Source organism: Psychrobacter sp. BF1, from assembly GCF_019279065.1.
Lineage (GTDB): Bacteria > Pseudomonadota > Gammaproteobacteria > Pseudomonadales > Moraxellaceae > Psychrobacter > Psychrobacter urativorans.
Window position 1 is genome coordinate 37,488 of record NZ_JAGYWV010000007.1, and the last position, 26,151, is coordinate 63,638.

The following is a 26,151-nucleotide window of genomic DNA, read 5'->3' on the forward strand; positions in this document are numbered from 1 at the left end:
GGGTGTTTTTAATAGGGCATAGCGTAAAAAAATATTAATTAAGTACAAAAAAGATCCATTAAATAATTAAACAGCTAAGCCAACATACCACCATCGACAATAACACAAGCGCCCGTAGTATAACTCGATGCATCAGAAACTAAGTACAAGACGGTACCTGCCATTTCATCAGGATCAGCGACGCGACCTAATGGGATCGCTCTGAGCGCCATACTCAATACTTTGTCATTGCCTGTTAACGCTGAGGCAAATTTAGTGTCAGTAAGCCCTGGTAATAAAGCATTGACCCGAATATTTAGTGGGCCGCATTCTTTGGCAAAAGCCTTAGTCATGCTAATGACTGCCGCTTTAGTAATAGAATATATCCCTTGCTTATCGCCTGCGACTATACCGTTGACTGAGGCAGTATTTAGAATAACGCCGCCGCCCTGCTCACGCATCATTTTGCCAGCTGCTGTCGACATAAAGAAATAGCCCCGAATATTCACTTCGACCGTCTTATCAAAAGCCGCTTGGTCAGTATCTAAAATATGACCATAATAAGGATTAGCGGCGGCATTATTGACTAAGATATCGATTTGACCAAACTCACTTTTTATATGCGCAAAAATAGCGTCAATCTGTGCCATCTCGCCGACATGACAAGCAAACGCACTAGCCTTACCGGCATCAGCAACGATGCTATCAGCAACCGCTTGGCAAGCGTCGATCTTTCGACTAGAGACGATAACATGAGCTCCTCTAGAGGCTAACAAGCGCGCTATAGACTCACCGATGCCCCGACTAGCACCAGTCACTAAAGCAATCCTACCGGTTAGATCAAATAAATCCTTCATTATTATTCCTTAGGTTATTAATAGTGCAGCAGTTCATTGCAAAACGGTTAATTGCCGATCTTAAGCCAACATGCCGCCATCTAAGGTAAAGGCATGACCATTCATAAAGCTACTCTCATCACTAGCTAGCCAAGCGATGGCTCCTGATACTTCATCAACCGTACCTAAACGGCGCAGCGGACTGGCTTTGATAGTCGCTTGTTGGGCGCGCTCATCCATATTAGCCATAGTATGGCGTACCATCGGCGTATCGATAAAGCTTGGACAGACCGCATTAAAGCGGATATTGACCCGTGCATACTCATGAGCAGCCGACTTAGTCAGCCCCATCACCCCGTGTTTAGCAGCACTGTATGCTGATAGCAATGGCGCTGAACGTAAGCCCGCTATAGAAGCTACATTAATAACATGACCGCCGCCATTCGGAGCCATACAAGCGATAGCAGCACGCATACAATGCCAAACACCTTTTAAATTAACCGCAATATTGCGATCGAAATCATCATCGGTCAGCTCATGCATAGGCGCTGGCTGATGATCAATACCGGCATTATTGATGACTACATCAAGACCGCCAAGCTGTTGCATAGCAAAAGCAAATAAGGCGCGCACCTCATCAGCGCTAGTGACGTCTACCTTTTTAAAGACCATGCTATCGCCAGTTTGTTGGGCTTGCTCAGCAACAGCGGCTCCCAATGCTTCAGCCCTATCACCAATCACTACTTTAGCGCCACGACTGGCTAATAATAGGGCACTAGCAGCACCGATACCAGAGGCACCGCCAGTGATTAAGATCCTTTTTCCTGCAACATTTGAGGCGGTCATATTCGCTAATGTGCTAGTTTCAATTACATTGGTTGTCATAGCTTATTCCCCTACCTTTAGAACTAGTTTGCCAAAATTCTTACCATTAAAGAGCATCATTAAGGTATCAGGAAAAGTCTCGATACCTTCGACGATATGATCTTTGACTGTAAGCTCACCAGAGTTTATCCAACCGGCGATATCTTTCATAGCTGTTGGATACTCTTTAACATTATCAAAGACTACAATGCCTTCCATGCGCGCACGATTGACTAATAAGGATAGATAGTTCGAAGGACCTTTGACTGCAGTGGTGTTATTGTACTGGCTAATAGCGCCACAAATAACTATACGAGCATGTAGATTAATCTGGCTAAGCACGTCGTCCAAAATATCGCCGCCAACGTTGTCATAGAATACATCGACGCCATTGGGACAAGCTTGCTTTAGAGCTTTTTTGACATTATCGTTCTTGTAGTCGATAGCCTCATCGAAGCCTAATTCATCTACCAAAAATTTGCATTTTTCGCTACCGCCAGCGATACCTACCACACGGCAACCTTTGATCTTAGCAATTTGCCCGACTACGCTACCTACAGCGCCTGCTGCACCAGAAACTACTACCGTCTCGCCAGCTTTAGGCATAGCGGTTTTTAGTAAGCCAAAGTAGCCAGTCATTCCTGGCATACCTAACACTCCTAAATAGTAGGGCAAAGGTGCTAAATTGGCATCTACTTTATAGAGACCTGTACCATCGCTGACCGCATAGGACTGTACCCCATCATGACCACAGACATAATCACCTACAGCAAACTTAGCATGCTTGCTCTCTAGCACTTGGCCTACAGTACCAGCGCGCATAACGTCGCCAATTTGTACCGGTTCGATATAAGACTTAGCATCGTTTAACCAACCCCGCATCGCTGGATCTAAAGAGATATACTCAATCTTGATTAGTAGCTGACCGTCGCTAATAGCCGGTACTTCTGTTTCGCTATACTGCCAAGTATCAGCAGTCGGCTCACCAATAGGTCGGGCTTTTAGTCGCCATTGCTTATTCATAATTGTCATTATTTAGTCCCTTAAATTTATTGTGAGTAAAGTAAGCCTGTTAAAACATCTGCTGCAAAGTAGGGCATAAAGTTATACTTTTAAAATAATACTTTTTAAAACAATAGCCTCTAAAGCTGTGCTATCAAGAACCATAAGGTTTAAAAAACGTTGCCTAAAACCATGCTGCTTGCATATCGGTACAAACCGCGTTGTCGTTAGTTAGAAGTTCGATATCACGTTTTATGGTAGGTAACTCCCAATCGATAAAATATTTAGCCGCTTGGATTTTGCCTTGATAGAAATTGCGCTGGTCAGTGTTATCATAGTTACCGTCTTTTGCATCAGCAGCTGGCATGGCTTGTAACAATTGCTCAGCTTTACTGGCCTGACGTATCCAAATCCAACTGACTACTATAGTGGCAAAGATATTCATCAATGCTTGGGCATTACCAGTCAAAGTAATGGCTTTTTCAGTCGCTAGTATCTTGCTTAAATGCACTAATACTTGATGCAAGTCACCCATATAAGGCGTGAGCTTAGCGGCCAGCTTGCGACTCTCAGCAGTAGTAATAGTCAGTAGATCGTTAGTAATTTCACGCTTTAAAACCTGAATGCCTAAGCCATTATTTTGCCAGAGCTTACGGAACGACAAGTCTAAGGCTTGCACGCCATTAGTCCCTTCATGAATAGGATTAAGACGATTATCTCGCCAAAACTGCTCAGCATAGTATTCCCGAGTGTAACCTGCCCCGCCTAATACTTGGATGCCTAGATCATTAGCTTTAGGGCCATATTCTGAAGGCCAAGCCTTGAGCACTGGGGTGAGCAAATCTAACAGCTCGGCTAGCTCAGCTTTTAGGGTGGCGTCCTCGCAAGTATTGATACGGTCGATTAGGTTTGAGCCATACAGACACAATGAGATACCCCCTTCGCTATAAGCTTTTTGCGCTAGTAGCATACGTTTGACATCGCCATGATTGATAATAGCAGTGGCATCGTGTTCAGGTTTATTATTAGGAGCAATGCGCCCTTGAGTCCTGTCTTTAGCATAAGCTAGTGAGTACTGATAACCACGATAGCCAATCATTGCCGCACCAAACCCGACAGCGATACGCGCCTCATTCATCATCTTAAACATATAGCGTAGACCGAAGTGCGGCTCTCCTATTAAGTAGCCATAACACTCGCCTTGATCGCCGAAGCTGAGCGATGTAGAAGTAGTGCCACGATAGCCAAGCTTATGCAATAGACCAGTCAAGTGCACATCATTACGCACTCCTATCGACCCGTCTTCTGCTACTCTAAATTTCGGTACTGCAAATAGCGAGATGCCTTTGACTCCGCTTGGTCCGCCGGGTATCTTGGCCAATACTAGATGAACGATATTATCCGACAACTCATGATCGCCACCGGAGATATAGATCTTACTGCCTTTAATACGATAGGAGCCATCCTGCTGAGCAACAGCGATAGTGGTAATATCAGCCAGTGATGAGCCTGCATGTGGCTCCGTTAACGCCATCGTTCCGGTAAACTCACCTGTGAGCATGCGTGGCATAAAGGCCGCTTTGATCTCATCGCTGGCAAAATGCGACAGCACATTAATCGCTGCGGTAGTCAAAAACGGATAAGCGGTAGTCGAAGGATTAGCAGCCATAAAGTAACCAGCCACCGCCGTCATCACTGTCTCAGGCAATTGCATACCGCCCTCTGCAAAGCTATAGCGCCCAGCGATAAATCCTGACTCTCGAAAGGCATCAAATGCCACTTTCACCTCATCGATCATACTGACTCGCGTGCCATCAGACTGTGGCTCATTCTGATCGGCTATACGGTTGTGTGGTAAGAATAAATCAGTGGCTATCTTTTTGGCGGTATCTAAGACCGCATCAAAAGTCTCACGGTTATGCTCGGCAAACTTTGCACTAGCGCAAAGGTTTTGAGTGTGCAAGACATCATACAATTGGAACGGCAGTTCAAAATCATTAATAAGGGTATCTGTAGCCATAATACTTTCTCTCTATAAAGGCTAAAAAGTGCTACTAAAATAAGTCGTTAGCTAATAGTAGTCTAATTCAGCTCATCACCGTATTGTCATTTATGACATAATCAGGGTCAAATAAGACAATAATGGTTATGATTAGAGCGTGTTTAACACTTTTTAAACATAGCGCTGAGAGTCTTTATTGAAGCGTTAACTTCTAGGTAGCGTTGGTACTATTTCACTACTGATTTGATAGAAATAAAATTAAAAATTCATAGATTAAAAACAACTATAAAGGTCAATACCCTATGCCCGATATAAAACCATTTGAGGTCGTTATTCTAGGATTCGATGGGGTGCTAGGCAGTGTATTGGCAGGTGCATTAGATCTTTTTTCATTCACTGGAGTGAGCTGGCAGCGTTTTTTGGATCAGCCAGTTACGCCAAGGTTTAAAGTGCAGATTGCCAGTTTGGGCGGCGTAGATATTCGCTGTAGCAATCGCTTGATTATGCGAGCGCATTGCGATATCGCAGCAGTGAGAAGGTGCGATTTATTATTGATTCCCACCATCGGCGACTCTATCGATAAAGTACTGCTACAAAACGAGTTATTAATACCGCACATCATACGCTTAGCTAATACTCAAGCCGATATCGCTAGCAACTGTAGCGGGGCTTTTTTGTTAGCCAAAGCTGGATTATTAGAAGGGCGCGTCGCCACCACCCATTGGGGGTATGCCAGCAAGTTTAAAAGCGATTATCCAGAAGTAAATTTACAAGAAAATCAGTTCGTCACTCAGTCGGATAATATATTTTGTGCCGCAGGAGGCAGTGCTTTTTATGACTTGGCGCTGTTATTAATAGAGCGCTATTGTGGACGTGAGCTATCGACACAAGTGGCTAAAACCCAGATCATCGATAGTAAAAGAGGCAGTCAGAACAGCTATACTAATGTGACTTTATATAAGCCGCATGCCGATCAACTGGTCAAGCGAGTGCAAGACTATATCGAGAATAACTTTCAGCAACCGCTACAAGTGAGTCAATTGGCGGCTATGGTCAATATCACCACTCGGACACTAAATAGACGATTTCAGTCAGCCGTAGCTATGCGCCCTATCGAGTATATTCAGGCAGTCCGAATTGAGCAAGCCAAACGTCTATTAGAGTCCAAAGACGTCGGTATAAAGTCTCTTGCCGATCAAGTGGGTTACAGCGATATCTCGTCTTTTACTCGACTATTTAAGCGTGCTACCGCCCTCACCCCTAAAGAGTATCAGAACAAATTTTCACGGATAGCGATTTGATGTCAGCTTACTTGCTAATGCTGCAAGTTAACCGCGATACAGAAGTAGGAGGAGAAAAAAGCGGGCGGTAAAATACGCTGTCGATAAAAAGTGAACAATAAAAAGGACTAGCGCTATAAATAATTGCACGCTAACCCTTATAGTAACTGCTACCTACACTTGCCAACTATGATGAGCGAAAAGTCACAGTCTTATCTGACCAAAATAACTGGTGATGAAGTACTAGCGATAATCTCAGTAGTGGTACTCCCTAAAAATAGCTGCTGCCACTTAGAGCGTCCATAAGCACCAATTACCATGATATCGATGTCATGCTGCTTTTGAAACACCAATAGACCTTTTACCGCATCAGTCGATGGTAGATGATGAGACTGGACGCTGAATCCTGCTGCTAATAGTTCAGCCGCCGCTGCCGCTAAGCTATTGTTTGAGCTGTCATCGTTATTACCTATCATCACGATATGGCCGGGTATACCTTTTAGTACCTCACTTTTCGCTACTAAATGGATGGCTCTGATAGAGGTTTTGCTAGCATCAAAAGCAATCATATAAGATTGGGGCTTAGTAAAGGTTTCAGAGCAAATAAGAATAGGCACTCTAGAGGCACGAGCGACGGTTTCTATTTGACTACCGATATTGATACGACTGTCTTTATGATCCTCGCCGCGCCTGCCCATAACGATAGCGCGATTGTTAAGATCAAAATGTTCGATAGCTGGGAGCAGCTTACTACGACGTTGGTAAGGCGTGACAGCTACGGCGAAGTTATCTTCAATATAGCTTTTGGCATCTTGTATTAAAGCATTACTATAGCTATTAGCAATCTTAGCTCGCTGCTCGTCAATCTGCGATAACTCTTGTAGTAATATCTGGCGACTGTCCACTCCTATAGACCCTGATAAGTCACGCCTTGCTGAGGCCGGCACTTCTATCACATTTAACAAAGCCACAGGCATATTTAAGCGCTCGGCATACCAAGCGGCATAGCCACAGACAGACTCAGTCACTGCTGAGCCATCGATACAAGCTAGAATGTGCTGCTGAGTGGTCATGACTACTCCTTAATATTGAATGAAGTTTCTATTGGTATTTATATTACACAGTAGAGCCTATTTCAGTCTATCATTGTTTAGCAATAACAATAGAGTCAAATAGGGCATATTAAGACTATCTACATACAGTCAGCCCCAAATAATAGCGATATCCTGACGTCATGTTTTAAAGACAGATTGACTGTATTGTGTGCCATGAACTGGCTTTAGCGCTGATTTTCGGACGCTTGAGTGATAGTGATCCCTTAATAATCAAGCGTTAAAGGCATCAGCATAACCCCTAGAAGAATGAATGGAATGCAAAGCAAACTTTTTAGCACTGGGCCTCGACACTTTGCCCAACGGGTAATGATAAAATATAGACTAGCAAAGGGTAAAAATAAATATAATAAACCCCACAGTATTGATTCTTGAAAAGCTAAGATAATAAGCTTGATGCTATAGATAAAGGCGATAGCCATACCTATAAATAGCAAAATCATTCCTATAGTTTCCATACGCTGCTCCTTAGTTAACGGTAAAAATCGATATAAATTACTTTTTAAAGACAACGCCTCATTTCGATAAGCTTTTCGTCAGAACCGTTATAAAGCTTATCGCCCTCTAGCTTATACTCAAACTTAGAAAAAGTGTTATTTGACAAGGTATCATCTGAGCCGATCTCAAAACTTATGCAGAGAGACTGACCGGTGATATGAGTGTGCAAATACTGGCTATAAGAGAACGGATACTCAGTGTAAAACCTACGCCTAAACTAAACCTTAAGGCTCATCACAAACCATAGTCAAACTATTACCGAACAAGGTTTTATTGAGTTTTTGCTGATAGTTATAGACCTTTTCAGGGTCGACATGATAGACCTGATCATTCACACAATTGCCAAAACCAAAAGTAACCAAATCAATTTTGGCATATTTGGCAGGGTCAGTTGCTTTTTCTCTTTGGTAACGCTCTGTGGCCAAATCCCGATAGTACTCGCCATTATCATCGCTTAGACGTGCCTGCTGTTGAATTCTGTCTTCGACAAACTGCTGCCACTTATTTTGAATGGCGGTCTCGTTTTGCAGCAAAGGTTCAAGGTAATGCTTACACATTGGCGGGCTTTGTTTAAGGGCATCACTAGGATTTAGATAAGCTAAAATGGTTAGTCGATTTTGTTTATATTCGCCATCGATAGATTTTAGCAGCTGTTGCTTATACTCTTTTGCTTCTGGCACAACTTCTAGACGCCCAGCGTTACTCTTAACTTGTTGGTACTCTTTAGTCAGCTTATCCATATCTGTCATAGACAGCTCATCGAGCGCATTGATGTCCATAGGGGGGAAAAAGCTACTTAAGTTGGAGCTGGTTAAGGCTCGTAGTACAAAATGGGAATTTTTGATTTGCTTGGCGCTATACTTCTTATTATCGAACTTACCCTTTATATCGCATAGCTCATCTTGCCATTTATAGACCTCGGCTTGGGCGATATTGGTTATGGCCATTGCAGCAACTATGACCGCTAGACTAAATAGTTTCATGGTTTAAGTCCTTTTATTTTTTAAGCTTATTTAGGCGTAATCCAACTACCTACACTAATCGTAGTCGTAAGCATTACTGCCGTCAATATGGCAGGCTACAGAAACTGTACAGATAAACTTACTAAACTATCAGCTAGACCAAGAGTTTATTACGATCAAGAAAATAACAGCCTACAGTGCTGCTTTCAAAGCTACAGCCGTCAACAGGATAGGAAACAACAACATTAACAGTTTAGTAGCTGCAAAACAGCTTGGCTTAGCAGTGCAAACGCTATACCGTCGACGTAATAAAGCTAATCTTTTAGGCACAGAACAGTATGTGATCCCAAGCTTATGCTAGTAGATTTTTAGGAAATAAAGTAGCTCGATCGAGCTATAGACCTTAAGCGGTTATCAAGCCAGCTTAGTTAAAGATTATGCCTATAAAATTGCCAAATTCATTCAGTAAGAGCTAGTAAATGACTATTAGGATTACCATTTGCAGCTGAACGGTTCATTATCTACTGATTCTCTACTAGACTGTTTAGAGTACTGATTGCGAAGATAGGATATTCTCGCAAATTATTCATTGCTACCACCCTGATTAAAATAAGAGAGCAATACTATGACAACCAATAATACAGCCACGGAACAGGTAACCATTGAAGGCTTCAACGTCGGCGACCGCAATCAACTCGGCAGCTATAATCTCACTTTGCAGGACATCATTAGCTTCGCTGAACAATGGGACCCGCAGTTTTTTCATACTGATCCAGAGCGTGCGCTTAGCGAAGGCTTTTTTGGCGGTATTATCGCTAGTGGTATCCAAACTATGGCGGTGTTTCAGCGATTATCTGTACAAAGTTTCTCGCAGAATATCAAGGTAATCGGTGGTGCGGGGATTAAGGACTTACAGTTTCGTCGCCCAGTGTATCCAGATGATACCTTGACCGGCTCACTGACGGTGACCGCTATTAATTTTGAGGCTGAGCGCAAACGGGCGCTAATTACTTATGCCGGTGAACTGCTCAATCAAAGAGAAGAGCGAGTGTTAGTGCTGACTATCTCGGTCTATGTACAAACCAATAACTAGGCTGCTATTGATTAAGCTAAGCGCTTATAACCTTACACTAAAACAAAGCTCTGCAATTGTTGCGGGGCTTTTTTATGATAATTTTCTTACTTGTTTTAGTACTTTAAAAAGTCTCAAGCCAACCCTACCATCCTGCATTATTAAAAAAACGAAGCCAATAAATCGACTTCGTTCTCTGTTTCACTATGCTGTTTTTTTTAGCTTCTGTTGAGCTTATTGGCCGACTTTCTCAATTTTTACTAGTAGAATTCTGGAGGACAAGGTCTCTAAAACCGTAAAAATATAATCATCAGCACTGATCTGATCATTAACTTGCGCCGCCCCTTTGAGTTGCGAATTTATATAGCCGCCAATGGTTAGCTGCTCGACATCATCGAGTAAATTAGATTCCTGCAACTCAAGACGTAATTGGTTGAGACTAACCGTACCTTCAGCGACCCAGTGGTCTTGCTTATTGACGATCTCTAGAGTCTCATCCTCATCAGGGAACTCGCCAGCGATAGCCTCAAACAAATCTAATGGCGTCACTAGCCCGGCTAATTGCCCATACTCATCTATCACTACAGCTAAGTTGCCTTTAGCATTTTTTAGCAGATTGATCAGTCGTAGATTGTCGATAGTATCAGAGACAAATACCGGCTGCTGCTTAGTGAATAAAGGCTCTAAAGCGGCATGAACATCGCTTGGATCATCCTCAAGGGCGGCTAGGATGTCTTTAGCCCGTATTACCCCTAAGATCTTGTCTAAGCGCTTTTCGCACACTGGTAACAAGCTGTGCGGCGTTGCTAATACTTGATGACGAATCGATGCCAAACTACCAGTAATGTCGACCCAAGATACTTCAGAACGTGGGGTCATGATAGTCTGTACTTGGCGCTCACCCAGAGCCAATACTCCACTGATCATATAGCGCTCTTCTTGTGCAAAAGGCAGGGTAGCGGCTAAGCTTCTGTCATTTACCGACATCTCATTATTAGAGTTTTCTTGAGCAGTACCACCCATCAGCATTAATATACTGTCAGCGGCCCTATCTCGCAATGGGATCTGCGCCTCATACTTGTTACGGTTTCGTTGTATAAACTGGTTAAAGGCCTCAATAAGAATAGAGAAACCAATCGCCGCATATAGATAGCCTTTAGGAACATGATAGCCCAGCCCCTCAACGATTAAGCTAAAGCCAATCATCAACAAGAAGCTTAAGCATAGAATCACTACTGTAGGGTGACGGCCGACGAAGTCCGTCAAAGCTTTGGAGGCCATAATCATAACGAACATCGCTACAATAACCGCTGCCATCATCACCTCAAGCCGCTCTACCATGCCGACAGCAGTAATCACCGCATCGAACGAGAATACGGCGTCTAAGATGACAATTTGCGCCACTACAGCGACGAAGCCCGCGTAGACTTTGCTCTTACTATTGCTTTCTGGTTTGCCCTCTAAGCGTTCATGCAGCTCAAGGGTAGCTTTGAATAATAAAAACAAACCACCAACTACTAAGATTAAATCTCTAACCGATAGAGCAAATGCCCCATACTCGACTACCGGCTCAGTCAATGTCACTAGCCAAGACATAATGAACAGTAAACCCAAGCGCATAACTAGAGCGAGTGACAAACCGATATTTCGAGCTTTATTACGTTGATCGGGCGGTAGTTTATTTGCCAAAATTGCAATAAATACTAAGTTGTCAATACCCAAGACCATCTCAAGGGTAACTAAGGTAAAAAAGCCAAGCCATATTGATGGATCGCTTAAAAGCTCTATCATTTAATTGCGTACTCACAGTTGTAATTTAGGGATTAGAAGTTAAAAACAGTTATAGATAAAAGCAATTATAGATAAATGCCATTATAAAACATCAAATTTCATGTAATAATTAATATTGTTCTGATAACTTAGCATCAGAGATTATTTTTGATGCGCAGTATTCAGCGTTTTTAGTACTTGTTAGCGTCTTTAATACTTAATGGCGTCTTTAATACTTATTAGTGTCTTTAATACTGAGTAGCTATCGTTTTTAGGGGTCAATAGAGACCCTATCACCTGATAACTTTAGAATACAATCATCAAGCCTAGCGCTTTCACACCATAAACACAGAGCATTATCTGTTAAAATAATGTTGAGATATTAGCCACTACCTCTATTGGCTATAGATAGGATCTAACATGCAATTGGCAGCAATTTTTCAAAAGATACATCAGCGTACTCCTAGACTAGGTAAAGCGCTATCGTTGGGAACGGCTACTGGGGTCATTTTAGCTAACAGCTTTGGCGGTAGCTTGCCGGTGTGGCTGATGGGAGCTACTAAGGTAATTACTGGCTCCGCTATTGCCGATAAGGCGGTGATCAAAATAGCCAATCATTGGATCAATAGTAATAATGCGGTGATCGATACCGTATTGCCAGACAAAGACTGGCGTATCAGCTTGCCTGATGAGGTACACGTCAATGGTAAATATCTGCTGGTCAGCAACCATCAATCTTGGGTAGATACTAGCGTGGTACAGTATGTTAGTCAGGATCGTTTGCCCTTGACGCGGTTTTTTACTAAGTTTGAATTGATATACATTCCTATCGTCGGTCAAACCTTTTACTTCTTAGACTTTCCAATGATGCGGCGCTACTCAAAAAAAGCCATTGCCAAAAACCCAGCGCTAAAAGGTCAAGATATCATTGAGGCCAAACGTGCTTGTGCTTTGCTAAAGAACAAGCCTTTTACCTTGCTAAATTACTTAGAGGGCACCCGCTTTACCGCCAGCAAACGTGATAAGCAGCAGTCGCCCTACCAGTATCTCCTCAAACCGCGTGCAGGTGGCTTGGCGTTGGCTATCAATGCTTTGGGAGCAGATATAGATGGTATTTTGGACATGACTATCGTCTATCCTGACGGCATACCAAGTTATAGTGACTTGTGGCAAGGCAATATCAAGCGCCTAGGCGTTGATGTTCGCTACATTAGCATACCTAGCCCCTTATCTATTGCTATTCAAAACGGTGGTTATGAGAATGATGACACTGTCAAAGCACAGATGTTCGCTTGGGTCGAGCAGATATGGCAGCAAAAAGATCAGCGTATTAGCGCTATGATGGCCGATTTTAAAGATGAGTTTGAAGACAAATTTGAAGGCAAGTTTGAAGATAAGGAAGATGAGTCGTAGAGCCTACCCTACAAGAAGTGCTTAAAACCAAGCGCTGCTCGTAAGTCATCCGTTAATAATCAGTCGCTTCTGAGTCAACAATAGCAAGATAATAGTAGGCTTACGCTTTTAGATTAGCACTGTACATCGCTTTTTTAATAGTTAGTGATAAAGACAAAAAAACGCCCCTTAGCCAAAATCTGCTAAGAGGCGTTTTTTATTAGCTGGGTTTAAAAAGCAAAAGCGCTAGGCTTATTTGATACGCATATCGCCAGTTTCGACATAACGTTGATGCCAAGATAGCGACTCATTAAGGATATGCGGCGTTTGCATGCCCGCCGTGCTAGAGGCACGATCGAAGTAATCTTGTAGCATAGGACGGTAGTCTGGATGCGCACAGTTATCAATAATTGCTTGCGCACGTTGACGCGGCGCCAGCCCACGTAAATCAGCTAAACCTTGTTCAGTCACGATCACCATAACGTCATGCTCAGTGTGGTCATGATGCGATACCATCGGGGTAATACAAGAGATAGCGCCATCTTTGGCCACTGATGGCGACACAAAGAATGAAGTGTAGGCATTACGGGCAAAGTCACCTGAACCGCCAAGGCCGTTCATCATGTTAGTGCCCATAACGTGAGTGGAGTTGACGTTACCATAAAGGTCACACTCAATCATCGCATTAATAGCTAGAACGCCTAGGCGACGCGCAACTTCAGGATGGTTGGTAATCTCTTGTGGACGCAAAACAATGCGCGCACGTAGGTCAGCAATATTCGCATTAAAAGTCTCTAATGCATCCGGGCTTAATGACAATGCAGTAGCAGAGGCCATAGTCATTTTGCCAGACATGATTAAATCGAGCATACCGTCTTGCAGAACTTCAGTATAGCCAGTTAATTGCTCAAACGGGCTATTTTGTAATCCAGCCAATACCGCATTAGCTACGTTACCTACTCCAGATTGTATAGGCAATAGGTTAGCTGGCAGGCGGCCTTTTTTGACTTCATCATGGAAAAAATCAATGATATGGCTAGCGATTTGATTAGAACACTCATCAGGATCAGCGAACTTGCTATTGCGATCTGGCGAGTTGGTTAACACGACAGCCACCACTTTATCTAAATCACAACTCAAGTAAGGATCGCCAATACGTCCACCTGGAGTCACTAGAGGAATGGGCTTGCGATTAGGGGGCATACCAATGTCATTATAAACATCATGCATCCCTTCTAACATTAGGCTTTGCTGAGCATTGACTTCTAAAATGATGTGGCTGGCATTATTCAACCATGCATTGCTCGTACCAATAGAAGTGGATGGAATCAGGCGACCATCAGGTAAGATACCGGCGACTTCAACGACAGCCATATGCATATCGCCATAAAACCCAATAGTGCTTTGCTGGGCTACATGGGATAAATGCATATCGAAGTAGAAGGCTTCACCTGCATTGATTTGCTTACGTAGTGCAGGCTCTGATTGATAAGGAGTACGCCATTTGATACCTTTAGCATCAGCCAATACACCATCACACTCAGTGGCGGTAGAAGCCCCTGTTAATAGGCCAATTTGGAAATCTTCGCCACGTGCGTGGGCCGCTTCCATATGTTTGGCTAAAGCTGCTGGTATGGCTTTAGGATAACCGGCGCCAGTGAAACCACTCATGCCTACATTCATATCATTTTTTATAAAAGCCGCTGCTTGCTCAGCAGACATTATTTTTTTACTCAAACCTTCGTGTAGTACACGACCTTCATGATTAATTGAACTCATATTGTTTTCCTAATGACTTCCATGTTGATAGAGATCCTCATTAGAGTGAGGAGCATTCTGGACGAAGCCGTTGACACGATCTCGTAGCCGTATCTTAAACAACTTCACTGCAAAATGCGAGGAGCTTAGATCAAGTATTATAGCAATGACTCAATTTGCTCTTAATTAGCTACAGTCTATAGCTACTCGGCCACTAAACTGCTGAGTAACTCATCTATCTCAACCTTGAACTCTCGGTCTTCGATTTTATTAGCGCTGATCTTGGCATTTTGTAAACTGCTAATGGCGGCTTCTTTTTGACCCATCTCGATTTGTAGTACCGCCATAGAAAAAGCAATCGATGACATATGATCTTTAGAATTAATCGCTGTCGCCTTATCCAAAGCCTTTTGATATTTAACTAACGCCTCATCCAACTGTCCAGTGAAGTCAGCAAGCGTCTCCCACTGCTCTGGGTGATCTTTGTCGGTATTTTCATTATCGATACATAACGCCTGCAGCTCGGCATAAAACTTATCAAAAGCAGGCTGATCGCCTATTCGGTCCGCTTCTAACAGCTCTTCGGCTAGCTTGTAAACAGCTTTGTATATCTTAGTGTTAATCATGAGATGTTCCTTTTTTTATCAAAATAAATGGTGAGGCGCTATGCTAGCGCTGCAGTGCTCTGGAGCTAATAATAGACTAACCCTAGATACTAACTAGCGTTGTTTATAGGATAAGCCATGTAGATAGCGGGCAGTAAGTGACAATAGCAGAAGAATAAGTGAACAATGATAAGTAATATATAGCAAATAGCCAGCAGAAATTTTTTAAAATAACTAGCTTACCCTCATCTCTTTGTTTATAAGCCTTTAGACAACAAAAAAACCTCAATAACATTAGTTACTTGAGGTTTTTGCGTTTCACTATAATTAATATTCTACTAAAAACTTAATAAGTTATGAGGGAGTGCTCTAAACCCCTATAAATATTGGCGGTTGTTACTTACTGTTGCCGCACTACTTTAGCTGATCATAATATTGAGCTGTTAATATTTCTAATCCATTTTAGTCTTTCTTTACTTTTTTTTGTTGGCTGTCCAGCCTTTTTAAAGCGTAGTAAACTCCTGAGTTACTACAGCTTAGTCGCTGCGCTCTTTGATACTGAAAATCATTAGGAAATGCGGCAATATCATCGAGTAATACCATATCTAGTATTTTGGTTGGTGGTTTATTTCTACGGTTTTTTGACTCTAGTGCTTTTGTCCAGCTGTGTATGGTACTAGTACTTATCTGATAAAAAACAGCCGCTTGTTTAACGCTCATACCTTCATTGATACTACGCAAGACTTGTTTACGGAAATCTAGCGAATAAGTCATTGCTACTTTCCTTATTGATATTGGATGGTAACTGTTGCTACCGACCTAACACTCCCTGGAGTGACCACAGGACCGGTTTGATAATAGCGAGCAGCCAATGGAATATTATGTTGAATGCTCTGGTTTGAAGTTAAAGACCCTAAAGCAATTTTTTCATTTTTAGCGATTACTTTATTAACATTATTATAGTTGGATACTAATTGAACCGCTACACCTGTCGCACGCTCTGCTATAGGAGCAGAGTTTTCTATAACGTTAACGGTGTTAGCGGCAGCGGTATAGTCGAAGTTTAAGCTTATGTTACTGGTTTCTTCAAATCCTGCCGGGCTTGTGCCACCGTTGCATAGAATACTTAAGTCAAAAGCTTGCTCTCCTATGGTTGATCCTACTCCTTGAAAGTTAGTTTTATTGACAGTAGGCAACTGGACTGTCTTGTTTATATTGCCTTGTATCTCACAAGATGAAGAGGCAATGGTGATAGTGTCCCCATACACAGCACTAGTTAGCCACGGACGAGTACGGTTGTTAGTAAAACGATAACTACTATAGGGTCCTGGTGCTAACGCTCCAGAACCGGTATTGGGGGCTGTTTTTATGATTTCAACAACGAAAAATCCTGGTGATAAGGTATAGGTTGTACTGCCAGCTACTGTTCTAGTATAAGGATAAAACCCCGAAAAATTGGTTGCGTCTACAGCTTCTCGATACAAGCGGATTCCAATCCCTTCAACATTCGTATTATATATCGAGTTACCTAAAGGGCTTAACTGAAAGTTCTGTAAAAGTATGGCTTCAATCGTTGCTGAACCAGTACCATCACACGTAATGCTTGAACCATTAGAGGCTATCGGGAAAGTTGACTTACGCAGTATTTTTCCTACAGGATCACTTGGTTTAACTACGACTCTGCCAACCGCCATACTTATATCTTGAGTCATGAAACCTTGGCTAGCAGTACACGCTGCATATGCCTCTGAGCTAAAAGCATACCCTGCAAGCAACCCTATCAGTAACAAATGAGTTTTTAAGTGTTTATATCTCATTTACATACCCCTTCTAGCATAATTAGGTTTTTTTGACTATCGGCTACTTGATTGGCTATATCGTATTGAATACTGCACTGCTCGTCCTGCTTATCACCCCATTTTACAGTTACTGTGTCTGCTAAAGTATCACTACGTAAGTACACTAAACTGCCTTGAGCTACGATACCGACATACTCTCCCTTAGAATCAAGTACTTCAGCGGCAAAAGGCAGTGTTTCACCGCTTGGCTTTAAGCTACGAATATAGATGGCCTTACCTAATTTAGTCACAAAGTTAACTTTTGAAATCGATCCGGCATAAGGAGCAATACGCTGACTGGTTCCCTCTAACTCAACATCAAGCGACATACCTTGCGGATCTAAAGTAATATCATTTAAGCGATAAGGCGTTACGTAAGGAATGACTGCATAGCCCGCTTTATTTATAGTCAATCCTGTAGTGTTATTTACTTTGGCTCCTGCCGCTTCAGGCGCATAAACCAATACCATAGTTTGCCCCTGATCTGGACCAAACAGAACCCCTTCAGAATGAGCGACTACATTGCCTTGGACAGACAGCGTGGCCTGCTGGTACTGATCTGAGATGCTGTAAGAGCCACCTACAGTAGCAACGTTAGTACGATACTGAGCGTTGACGCTTGCACTAGGGTTTTCTCCATAAGTGGAGGATATTGAAGTTCCATAATTGAAACGATCTCCTACCATACCGCTCACTCCAATAGTCGTATTATCCTGAGTACTGATTGAGTTAAGGCTTGCAGAATTACGCTTATAAGACAGTGGCAACGATAAACTTAGCAGATATTCAGTATCGTTCTCACTTCGATTAGTGATTTGGTTTTCAAGAACACGGTTAATGGCGGACAGTCCGTAATTTACGTTACGATAGTTGTTACTATAGCTAACTTGGTACTGTTCAGTTACTTGATCTAAATTCCAATAATCGGACCATGAACCCGTAGCATATATATTACCCCAATTATTAGGCAGTCCTTGATTTAGGGTTATCTGAAATTCGCTACGCTGTTTACCAAGATAGGAGCTACCACCGCCTTTATTCTCAATATCTTATGTCATTAAGGCGTCACGTAACTTATAAAAACCTTCAGTAGAATAACGGTAGGCTGCTAAAGTTAAATTGGTGTTTGTCGGGGTAATTAGCTTGCTATAACTAAGTCGAAAGCTTTGGCCTTTTTCTTCATCACGCTGATCAAAATCAGTCTGAGAGTGGGTCATATCCAATGCAATAGCACCAATTGGGGTTGCAAATGCACCGCCTAAGGTAAGAGCTGCATAATTATCTGACCCTTGTAAGCCGCCATACGCTGTCAAAGAGTTATTAATACCACGCTGATATTTACCCTGAAAAATAAAAGGGTCAAGCTCAATATCACGATCGCGAAACTGACCAGCTGTCACTGAATAGCGACTCATCCCTGGACGAAGCATTTGAGCTACTGAGGCATAAGCGATTGCGTACCTTTGAATCTCACCATTGGCCTCAAAGACGGAGACTTCAAGCTCACCGCCAAATCCTGTTGGGTATAGATCGTTAATCTCAAAGCTGCCAGGAGCAACCGTAGTTTGATAAATCAATTGGCCTTGTTGACGCACTTCAACCTTAGCATTAGTCCTAGCACTGCCACGGATACGCGGCGCATAGCCCACCATGCTATTAGGCAGCATACGATCATCACTAGAAAAATCTGCCCCGCGGTAACCAAACGAATCAAATATTTCACCATTAGTAAAACTATCGCCGAGTGTCAGTACACTGCGATATTCAGGATAAGCGCGTTGTGCGTAGGTGCTAACCGACTCGTACTTTGACTTATTGTCACTACTCTCAGATTCATTCCATACCCATTGTCCATTATGACGAAACTGCCAGCCTGCAATGTTCGCCCCTGTGTTTAAAGATACAAACGCATTGGTATTATCACTGCTGTTTTCTGATGCATTAAAGGTTTTATAGGCACTGGCATTATAAGAGACAAATGCCGCATTGATACCACGGTCCCAAACGCTGGGATCGACATAACCTTGGGCGTTTTTTTGCATGGCAACTTGTGGAATAGAGATATCAAACCTTAGTTTTGAGCTATCAAAATCATAAAACGATGACTCAATCCACTCATCGAGTTTCTGACAGCTTCCACTGTCATATTCTGCCTTTTGTTGGATAACTTCCGCTTTTACACCATATTCAAGTAGCTGCTTGCCAGTAAAGCAAGTATATGAATTCTTGTTATCCGTAGTAGCTTTAAACAACATACGGTGCTTACCAAACCAGCTGCCATTGATATAAACATCTAAATTATACTCACCGGGTAAAACTGGATTGCCATAAGCAAATCTATTCATATCTATTTTTTTGGCATCTCCTATCAAAAAATCAGCGCTAAATTCAGCTTCTGTACTGATTAGTGGAGAAGATTTTTCATCAGTCTCATTGGCGTTTACTAAGGTTGGTATACTAAAGCTAATGACACTGCAAGTGAGGTAGTAGCTTATGTTCCTCTTAATGTACTTACCAGATTTGGTTTTATTTTTCATGATCCAATCGTCCTTTAAAAATTAAAGAAACATAGCTACTGCTTTTAACTGATTGAAAAACCATGATTACTTGATGTCGCTCATAACACTACCACCATAATCATTAATCGTAGTAAAAGTCATGCCTTGTACATTCGAATTTAGTAGAGTCACTGACTTCTCAGAAAATGGTGACAACATTAAACCCTCTCTTAGAATATCAACCTTTTCACCCAGATTCTGCTGAGCTATAGCGCTCATAGTTATATAAAACGGCGTTGGGTTTTTAATTACTAAAACCTTGCCGTTATTAGTCCATTGAATTTTTTCAGGTGCTAAATTGGCATCTTCTTTAATACTGCTAGGTCTATAAAAAAGTTTGATTCGTGAGCGAATGGCAAGTTGCAAAAAATTATCTGGTACAGCACTCATATTTTTTGAGTTTGGCTTAGGGGGGATATCCAAAATATTCAACCAAAACAATGTTTCTTGATCTTTACTAAGGGCATTGGCTGTCGGCAAACTGCTTATACGTAAGAATTGTCCTTTTTGTGCTTCTACACGCGCGATAGGAGGGGTAATCACAAAGGGGGCTTTTGATTGATCTGGCGTTGAGTCGGCGTCACCTTCATCGATCCACACTTGTACTAAAGCTGGGTTTTGTCCTTCATTAGTTACCTCTAAAGTAATTTCACGTGCGTCAGATGAATAGACGACACGAGTACCATGAATAATTATTTCAGCGTTTGCTACACCAGAGAAAATCAAAAATATGAATAAGCATATCTTATAAAACCAATGATTTGAGAACATATACTTACTCCAATATAAATATAAACTGGAAAAGACAAGTTAAATACTCCTCTTGTCTCCTCCAATCTATTAAGGTTTTTAGTTACTGATAAACAAGAGTGTATTGCACTGAAGTCCCTACAGTTCCTTCCGTTGATACACCAGTAGCATAGTACTCAGCGTAGTAATTAAGATTAGCGCTGCCGGCAGCCAAAACATCTACTAACTGTGAGTTGCTCTGCACCCCGTTAGAGCCTGCGGCTAGAACAGGAATAAATAAGTTATTATCTCCTAATAGTTGAACTTGAACGTTAGCGGCGCTACCAGTACCAGTAGCGTTCTTTAAACGACCCGAGTTAAAGTCAACTGTGGCACCAGGTTCGAAATAAGTAGCCACTTTCCCTGCAGAGCAGTTGGTTAACTTAATAGTAAAAGGGGTACGGCCAGCAACTTGACCTACTGCTGCAAGGCTTTGTTTAGAAACAGTAGGAAGCGTTACAGTAATGTTTTTACTTCCTGCCTCAATGTTACAACTTTTTGCGCTGACCGCACCATTAATAGTAATTGTTCCATCGGCAGCAAAGGCGCTAGACATACCAAGAACTACTACAGACGCCGCTAAAGTTATTTTCTTCATGATTAATCTCCATAGATTATTATCGTTGTTAATCTTTTTTTATTGAATGGCATTAACTCTCAAGAAGATTAATAACTTAGGAGCGGGATAATATTAACTTTTTTTATATAAGAAACCCAATAGAAAAAAGCAACAGAATCACAATTTAATTTAATTGTTCTGTAACAAAAATAACAATGTTTATTTTAAAGATTCAACATTAATGTTTTTTATATTTAGGATAATATATTTTATTACTATAGACTTTTGACGACTATCTTATATACATAGTTGAAGGGTGATATTATAACTCTGATACCTGAATTTTGAACTTAGCTTATTCGCTTTTGGAACTAAGATTATAATCTTACAGTATATATAGCGGTTATAAGTACTAGGGTCTAAGGATAAATAGAAGACGATATTGTAGAGGAACTCTAGTCAATATCGTTATACGATTCAATTTAAAATCGATACCAAAACTTTCAGGAATTATTCATTAGTCTATTTTACGTACAACCAAATCAAGTAAAATAATTAGTTAGATAGATATTTAGCCAAGAAGAAAGATATTAATGAAAACTTTTTTATTATGAATTTATTTTATAATAAGACTTATATTATTAGTATTGGAGCTGAAAAATTAAATTAGCTTATTAGTATTTACACTAAAAAATGAAACTAACTCATTAGCCGCAATAATTATCTTATTAAGTTAGACATCATAATAAAAACCCTACTTTTCGAATTAAATTAAGAATATTTTTAATTAAATTTGATAATATAATTTATTCTTCGACTTATATGAATATATAAAAATACAGTTATTAGTTACTCTAACTAATTTCATACATCAGCCAAACAGTCGTAACAGCTAATGAGCTGTTAATTCAATATAAAATCGAGTCAATATTCTTTACATAATTAACCATAATCCTTGTATTTTTTTTTGACAAAAAAAAGACGAATTGGCTAATAATAACCATAAATTCGTCTAAATGAATGTAATTTTAAAACTATAATATTCACTAATAAAAGCCGCTAAGCTAAACTACATTATAAATTCCAGCATAGTAAGCTCTCCATAAGTAAGTGAGCTAGGCCAATCCACAGCTATTTGTGGTACTGGTTGTCCCGCATTAATCATTTTGGCCGCATTGATCCAGCCAGAATGACCTACGGCTAGTATTGGCTTATCCGTCATTTGGGCCTTTAGCCAGCCTTCTACACGAGTAAAAAACTGTTGCAAGCTTTCGCCATTATCGGGGGCAAAGTGCGCAAAATTGTTGCACCAGTCATCTATCTGTTGCTTAGCGATTTGCTGCCAAGGACAATTTTCCCAATCGCCAAAGTCAATCTCAATAAGCTCAGGCGCTATATAACACTCAAAGCCGTGCTGTACTAGTAACTGACCCACTATCAATGAACGTTGCAAAGGGCTAACCCATATTGCTTTTGGCAATTGCTGCCGGCGCACATAACGCTGAATTTGATTGGCAAGGCGCTTAAGCTTACGTTTATCAACAGCCATATCAGTCTGTCCAAAACATATACCAGCAGCAGCTAACGGTTTTGGGTGTCGCCAAATATATAATAGAGGCATAAATGTCTCCTAGTCTTCACTAGTTTTGCATAACCAATAGCGGCAAAGCTTAGCGTTAAACTAACAGCGCTAAATTAACAGTGCTAAATGGCAAGCTACTGTTAGTTTAGCTACTGAGTTACAAGATAATATACTGCAAGCTACTCATTGCGCCGTTAAATAAAAGGTAGTGTTGCTGCAAGCCCTGCATAGATTGCCACTTCACTCAGCTGCTGCGTAGCCCCTAACCCATCACCAGTATAGCCATCCAGACGGCGACGTAATAATCGACGCATGTAGTCAGTAGCGATCAAAGCCAACAGTAGTGCCAATAAAGCTTGCCAAATACTGATCAGCTGCACTGCTCTAGGGAAGACTAACAGCACTAAAATTATGCCTAATAATAGCCAGCCGCTAGCTAAAAAACCTTGAGCTAAAGTCAATTGTTGCGCCATAGGCTTAGCTTTGGCATGTTCTACTTCACCACCATAAGGCAGCAGTGCTATAAGGCTAGTACATAACAGGCGTGAAGCACTATGAGCGATTATCAGCGCCACTATGGCTACTGATACGGGCATAGCCGCCAGTAAAGTAATCTTAAGTAACAGTGCTGAGACTAAACCTAAAGTCCCATAAGTGCCTAAACGCGAGTCTTTCATAATCGTTAGAGTACGCTCACGAGTCAGACCACCGCCGAGACCATCACAAGTATCGGCTAAACCGTCTTCATGAAAGGCACCAGTTAGCTTGATACCAAAAACACTACTCACTGTTGCTGCTACTAACGGATTAAACAGTAGACTTGCCAGCCAAAATACGCCAGCACAGAGCACCCCTACCAACAGCCCCACTGCAGGAAAATGGCGACTGCTTTGATGCAGCCACTGTGGATCATAATGAGCGAATGAAGGGACAGGTATACGTGTCAAAAATTGCACCGCCACTAATATCAAGCGTGCTTCATAACCAATACGGCTTAGTATCGATGCCATCAGTGAGTGTGCTCGCTACTGTTTTTACTTGGGCTCTGGCTTTCACTATTGCTTTTAGGGCTGGTTTTTTCACTAATACCAGCATCGCTAAAGCTGGCCATCTCATTGATGATAGCGCAGGCTGATTGCAGTAGCGGATAAGCTAATGCCGCACCACTGCCCTCTCCCAAACGCATTTGCATAGTTAACAGCGGCTCAGCGTTTAATAGCTTAAGCAAATGGCTATGTCCTGGCTCGACTGAATGATGGGCAAATATCGCATATTGCAACACTCCTGGCGCTAAGCGTTCAGCGACTAACAAGGCGACACTAGCGATAAAACCATCAATCAGTAATATCCGTCTATCACTAGCCGCTTGTATCAGCGCCCCTACCATCATCGCAATCTCAAGACCGCCTAATGCTGCTAATGCTGCTAGGGGCGATAACGCAGTGCTATGACGCTGCAATACTTGGCTTAAAATAGACTGTTTATGCTGCAGGCCCGTATCATCAAGCCCAGTACCACGGCCTATACAGTCGGCAATCGGTAGCTCACCTAATCTGGCCAATAGCATACTTGCCGCTGAGGTATTGCCAATACCCATCTCACCTATTATTAATAAGTTGCCAGTGAGCTGCTGGGCAACCGCCATGCCGTTATTAAGGGCCAGCGTGCACTCTTCATCAGTCATGGCAGGTTCAGTCAAGGCATCACGGCTACCGTGACGAACTTTATAATCGAGCAGCTGCGGATGGTTTTCGCGTTCGAAATGACTAGTAAAGTACATGCTGTCAAAATCAGTAGCAACGCCAGCATCGACAACTTTTAGCTCGATATTATGCTGACGCGCCAGCACATTAATAGCCGCACCGCCTTGTAAAAAGTTAAGTACCATCTGCGCGGTAACGCTACTTGGGAAGGCTGAAGTACCATGTTTGGTCAAGCCATGATCAGCGGCGAAGACCCGAATCTGTGGCTGCTCTATAATAGGCGTAGTCGACCCTTGAATCAGTCCTAACTGTAAGCCTAGCGTCTCCAATCTACCTAGTGCGCCTAGTGGCTTAGTTTTATTATCGATAATGTGTTGGAGCTGCTGCTGTAATTGCGGGTCAGCGATAGTGGCAATCTTAGGGATATTAAATGTGGTCAATGATTGATCCTAATAATGAGGTAAATAAATAGCTGCCTATGGTAGCAGAAACCACTATATAAATATCATTTCCTAGCTACTGTCATGTACTATAAAATAGGCCATTTAAAATCGGCGAAGCATCGCTGTATAACTAAATACGTTAGCTTTCCTAGCTAACGACAACCGTAATTTTATAGAGATTGTGATGATAGTATTTTGGCTTGTATTGACCATACTTTTTATTATTTTTGCTACTGCAAAACTGAAGTGGCATCCTTTTTTAGTGCTGATATTGTCAGCTTTTTTAGTAGCGTTATTTTATCAAGTTCCTCTTGATTCAGTGGCTAAAACTATTGCTGATGGTTTTGGTGGTATTTTAGGATATATTGGTCTAGTTATAGTATTCGGCACTATCATCGGACTGATCTTAGAGAAGACTGGTGCAGCGATTGTAATGGCCGAAACGGTTATTAATTTGTTAGGACCACGCTTCCCTACTTTGACTATGTCTATAGTTGGGGCCGTAGTGTCGATTCCTGTGTTTTGTGATTCAGGTTTTGTGATCTTAAACTCGTTAAAAGAGTCGTTGGCAGAGCGCTTAAAAGTATCTAGTGTAGCAATGAGTATTGCTTTGGCAACAGGTCTATATGCCACTCATACTTTTGTCCCTCCTACCCCAGGTCCTATTGCTGCTGCTGGCAACTTGGGATTAGAGTCGAACTTAGGCTTAGTCATCATGGTGGGCATCGTGGTCACTACTGTTGCTGTGCTGGCAGGTTGGCTTTGGTCCAATCGCTTTCTTAATGTTGAACCAGACAATATAGATGCTGACAATGTAGCGGCTGTTGCCCTACCCGCAAACATGAAATCTCGTGAAGATTATAATAAGCTACCCTCAGCAACTATGGCTTTTTTACCTATCATAGTCCCTATAGTGTTGATATGTTTATCGTCTTTTGCTAACTTTCCTACAGCGCCTTTAGGCGACGGTTTAATGGCTGAGCTACTGATATTCATTGGTAACCCATTAACAGCGCTACTTATTGGTTTGTTTTTATCGTTTTTGCTAATAGAGGGTAATAACAAAACTCAGCAAGTGAGCGAGGCTATCTCACAAGGTTTAGTAGTAGCGGCTCCTATTTTATTAATCACTGGGGCTGGCGGTGCATTCGGTGCGATGTTAAAAGTCACGCCGATAGGCGACTACTTAGGCACTACGTTATCCGCCTTAGGATTAGGTATATTTATGCCATTCATCGTCTCAGCAGCACTAAAAACCGCTCAAGGTTCGACTACCGTAGCTTTAGTCACCACTTCAGCGATGGTAGCACCGCTGTTAGGACAGATTGGACTTGATAGCGAACTTGGCCGTGTTTTTTGTGTCATGGCTATCGGTGCCGGGGCAATGACTATCTCCCACGCCAACGATAGTTTCTTTTGGATTGTGAGCCAATTTAGTCGTATGAGTGTGGCACAAGCGTATAAAGCTCACTCAGTGGCTACAGGTATCCAAGGGGTGACTAGTATTATCTTTATCTGGCTATTAACCTTAGTCTTTATCTAATGGT

Annotated in this window: 21 protein-coding genes and 1 pseudogene; 4 read left to right on the plus strand and 18 right to left on the minus strand. The window is 41.9% G+C overall.

The features are described from left to right. Positions 1-74: 74 nt before the first annotated feature. The 4 genes from KZA12_RS09255 to KZA12_RS09270 all read right to left on the minus strand — a co-directional run bounded on the left by KZA12_RS09255 (position 75) and on the right by KZA12_RS09270 (position 4,701). Positions 75-836 (minus strand): SDR family oxidoreductase, encoded by a 762-nt coding sequence (locus KZA12_RS09255; RefSeq protein WP_218690054.1) that lies wholly within the window; start codon positions 834-836, stop codon positions 75-77. A gap of 60 nt (positions 837-896) precedes the next feature. Further along, positions 897-1,700, minus strand: coding sequence for an SDR family NAD(P)-dependent oxidoreductase (locus KZA12_RS09260; protein ID WP_218690055.1), 804 nt, complete (start codon positions 1,698-1,700; stop codon positions 897-899). A 3-nt stretch (positions 1,701-1,703) separates the two neighbouring features. Continuing rightward, positions 1,704-2,711: an NADP-dependent oxidoreductase gene (locus KZA12_RS09265; RefSeq protein ID WP_218690056.1), complete on the minus strand. Its 1,008-nt coding sequence runs from the start codon at positions 2,709-2,711 to the stop codon at positions 1,704-1,706. Between the two features lie 154 nt (positions 2,712-2,865). Beyond that, complete coding sequence (locus KZA12_RS09270) at positions 2,866-4,701, minus strand: acyl-CoA dehydrogenase (RefSeq protein WP_218690057.1); 1,836 nt, start codon at positions 4,699-4,701, stop codon at positions 2,866-2,868. A gap of 284 nt (positions 4,702-4,985) precedes the next feature. On the opposite strand from KZA12_RS09270, the gene KZA12_RS09275 reads away from it, so the two are divergent. Next, positions 4,986-5,984, plus strand: a complete 999-nt coding sequence (locus KZA12_RS09275) for a GlxA family transcriptional regulator (protein WP_218690058.1) — start codon at positions 4,986-4,988, stop codon at positions 5,982-5,984. 191 nt (positions 5,985-6,175) lie between these two features. Here KZA12_RS09275 and KZA12_RS09280 read toward each other — a convergent pair whose 3' ends face one another. From KZA12_RS09280 to KZA12_RS09290, 3 genes are all read right to left on the minus strand, one after another. Next, positions 6,176-7,036: a universal stress protein gene (locus KZA12_RS09280; RefSeq protein ID WP_218690059.1), complete on the minus strand. Its 861-nt coding sequence runs from the start codon at positions 7,034-7,036 to the stop codon at positions 6,176-6,178. A 245-nt stretch (positions 7,037-7,281) separates the two neighbouring features. Further along, complete coding sequence (locus KZA12_RS09285) at positions 7,282-7,533, minus strand: hypothetical protein (protein WP_218690060.1); 252 nt, start codon at positions 7,531-7,533, stop codon at positions 7,282-7,284. A gap of 264 nt (positions 7,534-7,797) precedes the next feature. Continuing rightward, the gene (locus KZA12_RS09290) at positions 7,798-8,556 is read right to left on the minus strand and encodes a hypothetical protein (RefSeq protein ID WP_218690061.1); all 759 of its coding nucleotides are present in this window, start codon (positions 8,554-8,556) and stop codon (positions 7,798-7,800) included. A 604-nt stretch (positions 8,557-9,160) separates the two neighbouring features. On the opposite strand from KZA12_RS09290, the gene KZA12_RS09295 reads away from it, so the two are divergent. Beyond that, entirely contained in the window at positions 9,161-9,628 is a 468-nt protein-coding gene (locus KZA12_RS09295) for a MaoC/PaaZ C-terminal domain-containing protein (RefSeq protein WP_218690062.1), read from the plus strand. Between the two features lie 213 nt (positions 9,629-9,841). On the opposite strand, the gene KZA12_RS09300 is transcribed toward KZA12_RS09295, so the two are convergent. Next, positions 9,842-11,398, minus strand: coding sequence for a CBS domain-containing protein (locus KZA12_RS09300; RefSeq protein ID WP_256932911.1), 1,557 nt, complete (start codon positions 11,396-11,398; stop codon positions 9,842-9,844). Positions 11,399-11,797: 399 nt separating this feature from the next. On the opposite strand from KZA12_RS09300, the gene KZA12_RS09305 reads away from it, so the two are divergent. Beyond that, on the plus strand, positions 11,798-12,790 hold the full coding sequence (locus KZA12_RS09305; protein ID WP_218690063.1) for an acyltransferase: 993 nt from the start codon (positions 11,798-11,800) through the stop codon (positions 12,788-12,790). 231 nt (positions 12,791-13,021) lie between these two features. Here KZA12_RS09305 and KZA12_RS09310 read toward each other — a convergent pair whose 3' ends face one another. The 10 genes and pseudogenes from KZA12_RS09310 to cobT form a co-directional block, all read right to left on the minus strand. Next, on the minus strand, positions 13,022-14,548 hold the full coding sequence (locus tag KZA12_RS09310; protein ID WP_218690064.1) for an acetyl-CoA hydrolase/transferase family protein: 1,527 nt from the start codon (positions 14,546-14,548) through the stop codon (positions 13,022-13,024). Positions 14,549-14,730: 182 nt separating this feature from the next. Then, positions 14,731-15,153, minus strand: a complete 423-nt coding sequence (locus tag KZA12_RS09315; protein WP_218690065.1) for a tetratricopeptide repeat protein — start codon at positions 15,151-15,153, stop codon at positions 14,731-14,733. Positions 15,154-15,594: 441 nt separating this feature from the next. Continuing rightward, on the minus strand, positions 15,595-15,906 hold the full coding sequence (locus KZA12_RS09320; RefSeq protein ID WP_201624069.1) for an IS630 transposase-related protein: 312 nt from the start codon (positions 15,904-15,906) through the stop codon (positions 15,595-15,597). Positions 15,907-15,917: 11 nt separating this feature from the next. Beyond that, the gene (locus KZA12_RS09325) at positions 15,918-16,949 is read right to left on the minus strand and encodes a fimbrial protein (RefSeq protein ID WP_218690066.1); all 1,032 of its coding nucleotides are present in this window, start codon (positions 16,947-16,949) and stop codon (positions 15,918-15,920) included. Continuing rightward, positions 16,946-19,507 (minus strand): annotated as a pseudogene (locus tag KZA12_RS09330) (fimbria/pilus outer membrane usher protein). Before KZA12_RS09330 ends, KZA12_RS09325 begins: the two are co-directional and overlap by 4 nt. A 66-nt stretch (positions 19,508-19,573) precedes the next feature. Next, positions 19,574-20,299 carry a molecular chaperone gene (locus KZA12_RS09335; RefSeq protein WP_218690067.1) on the minus strand — a complete coding sequence of 242 codons (726 nt, stop codon included), beginning with the start codon at positions 20,297-20,299 and terminating at the stop codon, positions 19,574-19,576. Positions 20,300-20,381: 82 nt separating this feature from the next. Then, positions 20,382-20,915, minus strand: coding sequence for a fimbrial protein (locus KZA12_RS09340; protein ID WP_218690068.1), 534 nt, complete (start codon positions 20,913-20,915; stop codon positions 20,382-20,384). Between the two features lie 1,030 nt (positions 20,916-21,945). Further along, a complete protein-coding gene (locus KZA12_RS09345) occupies positions 21,946-22,497 on the minus strand; it encodes a histidine phosphatase family protein (RefSeq protein ID WP_218690069.1) in 552 nt (183 codons plus the stop codon). A gap of 155 nt (positions 22,498-22,652) precedes the next feature. Next, positions 22,653-23,468 (minus strand): adenosylcobinamide-GDP ribazoletransferase, encoded by an 816-nt coding sequence (gene cobS, locus KZA12_RS09350; RefSeq protein ID WP_201622532.1) that lies wholly within the window; start codon positions 23,466-23,468, stop codon positions 22,653-22,655. Further along, the gene (cobT, locus tag KZA12_RS09355; RefSeq protein ID WP_218690070.1) at positions 23,468-24,601 is read right to left on the minus strand and encodes a nicotinate-nucleotide--dimethylbenzimidazole phosphoribosyltransferase; all 1,134 of its coding nucleotides are present in this window, start codon (positions 24,599-24,601) and stop codon (positions 23,468-23,470) included. Before cobT ends, cobS begins: the two co-directional genes overlap by 1 nt. Positions 24,602-24,788: 187 nt before the next feature. Between cobT and KZA12_RS09360 the strand changes: the two genes are divergently transcribed. Beyond that, positions 24,789-26,147, plus strand: a complete 1,359-nt coding sequence (locus KZA12_RS09360; RefSeq protein ID WP_218690071.1) for a GntP family permease — start codon at positions 24,789-24,791, stop codon at positions 26,145-26,147. Positions 26,148-26,151 lie beyond the last annotated feature (4 nt).

Excerpts from the sequence above, each read along its gene's own strand:
- KZA12_RS09255 (WP_218690054.1), bottom strand. The coding sequence starts at position 836 with ATGAAGGATTTATTTGATCTAACCGGTAGGATTGCTTTAGTGACTGGT.
- KZA12_RS09260 (WP_218690055.1), bottom strand. The coding sequence starts at position 1,700 with ATGACAACCAATGTAATTGAAACTAGCACATTAGCGAATATGACCGCC.
- KZA12_RS09265 (WP_218690056.1), bottom strand. The coding sequence starts at position 2,711 with ATGACAATTATGAATAAGCAATGGCGACTAAAAGCCCGACCTATTGGT.
- KZA12_RS09270 (WP_218690057.1), bottom strand. The coding sequence starts at position 4,701 with ATGGCTACAGATACCCTTATTAATGATTTTGAACTGCCGTTCCAATTG.
- KZA12_RS09275 (WP_218690058.1), top strand. The coding sequence starts at position 4,986 with ATGCCCGATATAAAACCATTTGAGGTCGTTATTCTAGGATTCGATGGG.
- KZA12_RS09280 (WP_218690059.1), bottom strand. The coding sequence starts at position 7,036 with ATGACCACTCAGCAGCACATTCTAGCTTGTATCGATGGCTCAGCAGTG.
- KZA12_RS09285 (WP_218690060.1), bottom strand. The coding sequence starts at position 7,533 with ATGGAAACTATAGGAATGATTTTGCTATTTATAGGTATGGCTATCGCC.
- KZA12_RS09290 (WP_218690061.1), bottom strand. The coding sequence starts at position 8,556 with ATGAAACTATTTAGTCTAGCGGTCATAGTTGCTGCAATGGCCATAACC.
- KZA12_RS09295 (WP_218690062.1), top strand. The coding sequence starts at position 9,161 with ATGACAACCAATAATACAGCCACGGAACAGGTAACCATTGAAGGCTTC.
- KZA12_RS09300 (WP_256932911.1), bottom strand. The coding sequence starts at position 11,398 with ATGATAGAGCTTTTAAGCGATCCATCAATATGGCTTGGCTTTTTTACC.
- KZA12_RS09305 (WP_218690063.1), top strand. The coding sequence starts at position 11,798 with ATGCAATTGGCAGCAATTTTTCAAAAGATACATCAGCGTACTCCTAGA.
- KZA12_RS09310 (WP_218690064.1), bottom strand. The coding sequence starts at position 14,548 with ATGAGTTCAATTAATCATGAAGGTCGTGTACTACACGAAGGTTTGAGT.
- KZA12_RS09315 (WP_218690065.1), bottom strand. The coding sequence starts at position 15,153 with ATGATTAACACTAAGATATACAAAGCTGTTTACAAGCTAGCCGAAGAG.
- KZA12_RS09320 (WP_201624069.1), bottom strand. The coding sequence starts at position 15,906 with ATGACTTATTCGCTAGATTTCCGTAAACAAGTCTTGCGTAGTATCAAT.
- KZA12_RS09325 (WP_218690066.1), bottom strand. The coding sequence starts at position 16,949 with ATGAGATATAAACACTTAAAAACTCATTTGTTACTGATAGGGTTGCTT.
- KZA12_RS09335 (WP_218690067.1), bottom strand. The coding sequence starts at position 20,299 with ATGTTCTCAAATCATTGGTTTTATAAGATATGCTTATTCATATTTTTG.
- KZA12_RS09340 (WP_218690068.1), bottom strand. The coding sequence starts at position 20,915 with ATGAAGAAAATAACTTTAGCGGCGTCTGTAGTAGTTCTTGGTATGTCT.
- KZA12_RS09345 (WP_218690069.1), bottom strand. The coding sequence starts at position 22,497 with ATGCCTCTATTATATATTTGGCGACACCCAAAACCGTTAGCTGCTGCT.
- cobS (WP_201622532.1), bottom strand. The coding sequence starts at position 23,468 with ATGGCATCGATACTAAGCCGTATTGGTTATGAAGCACGCTTGATATTA.
- KZA12_RS09360 (WP_218690071.1), top strand. The coding sequence starts at position 24,789 with ATGATAGTATTTTGGCTTGTATTGACCATACTTTTTATTATTTTTGCT.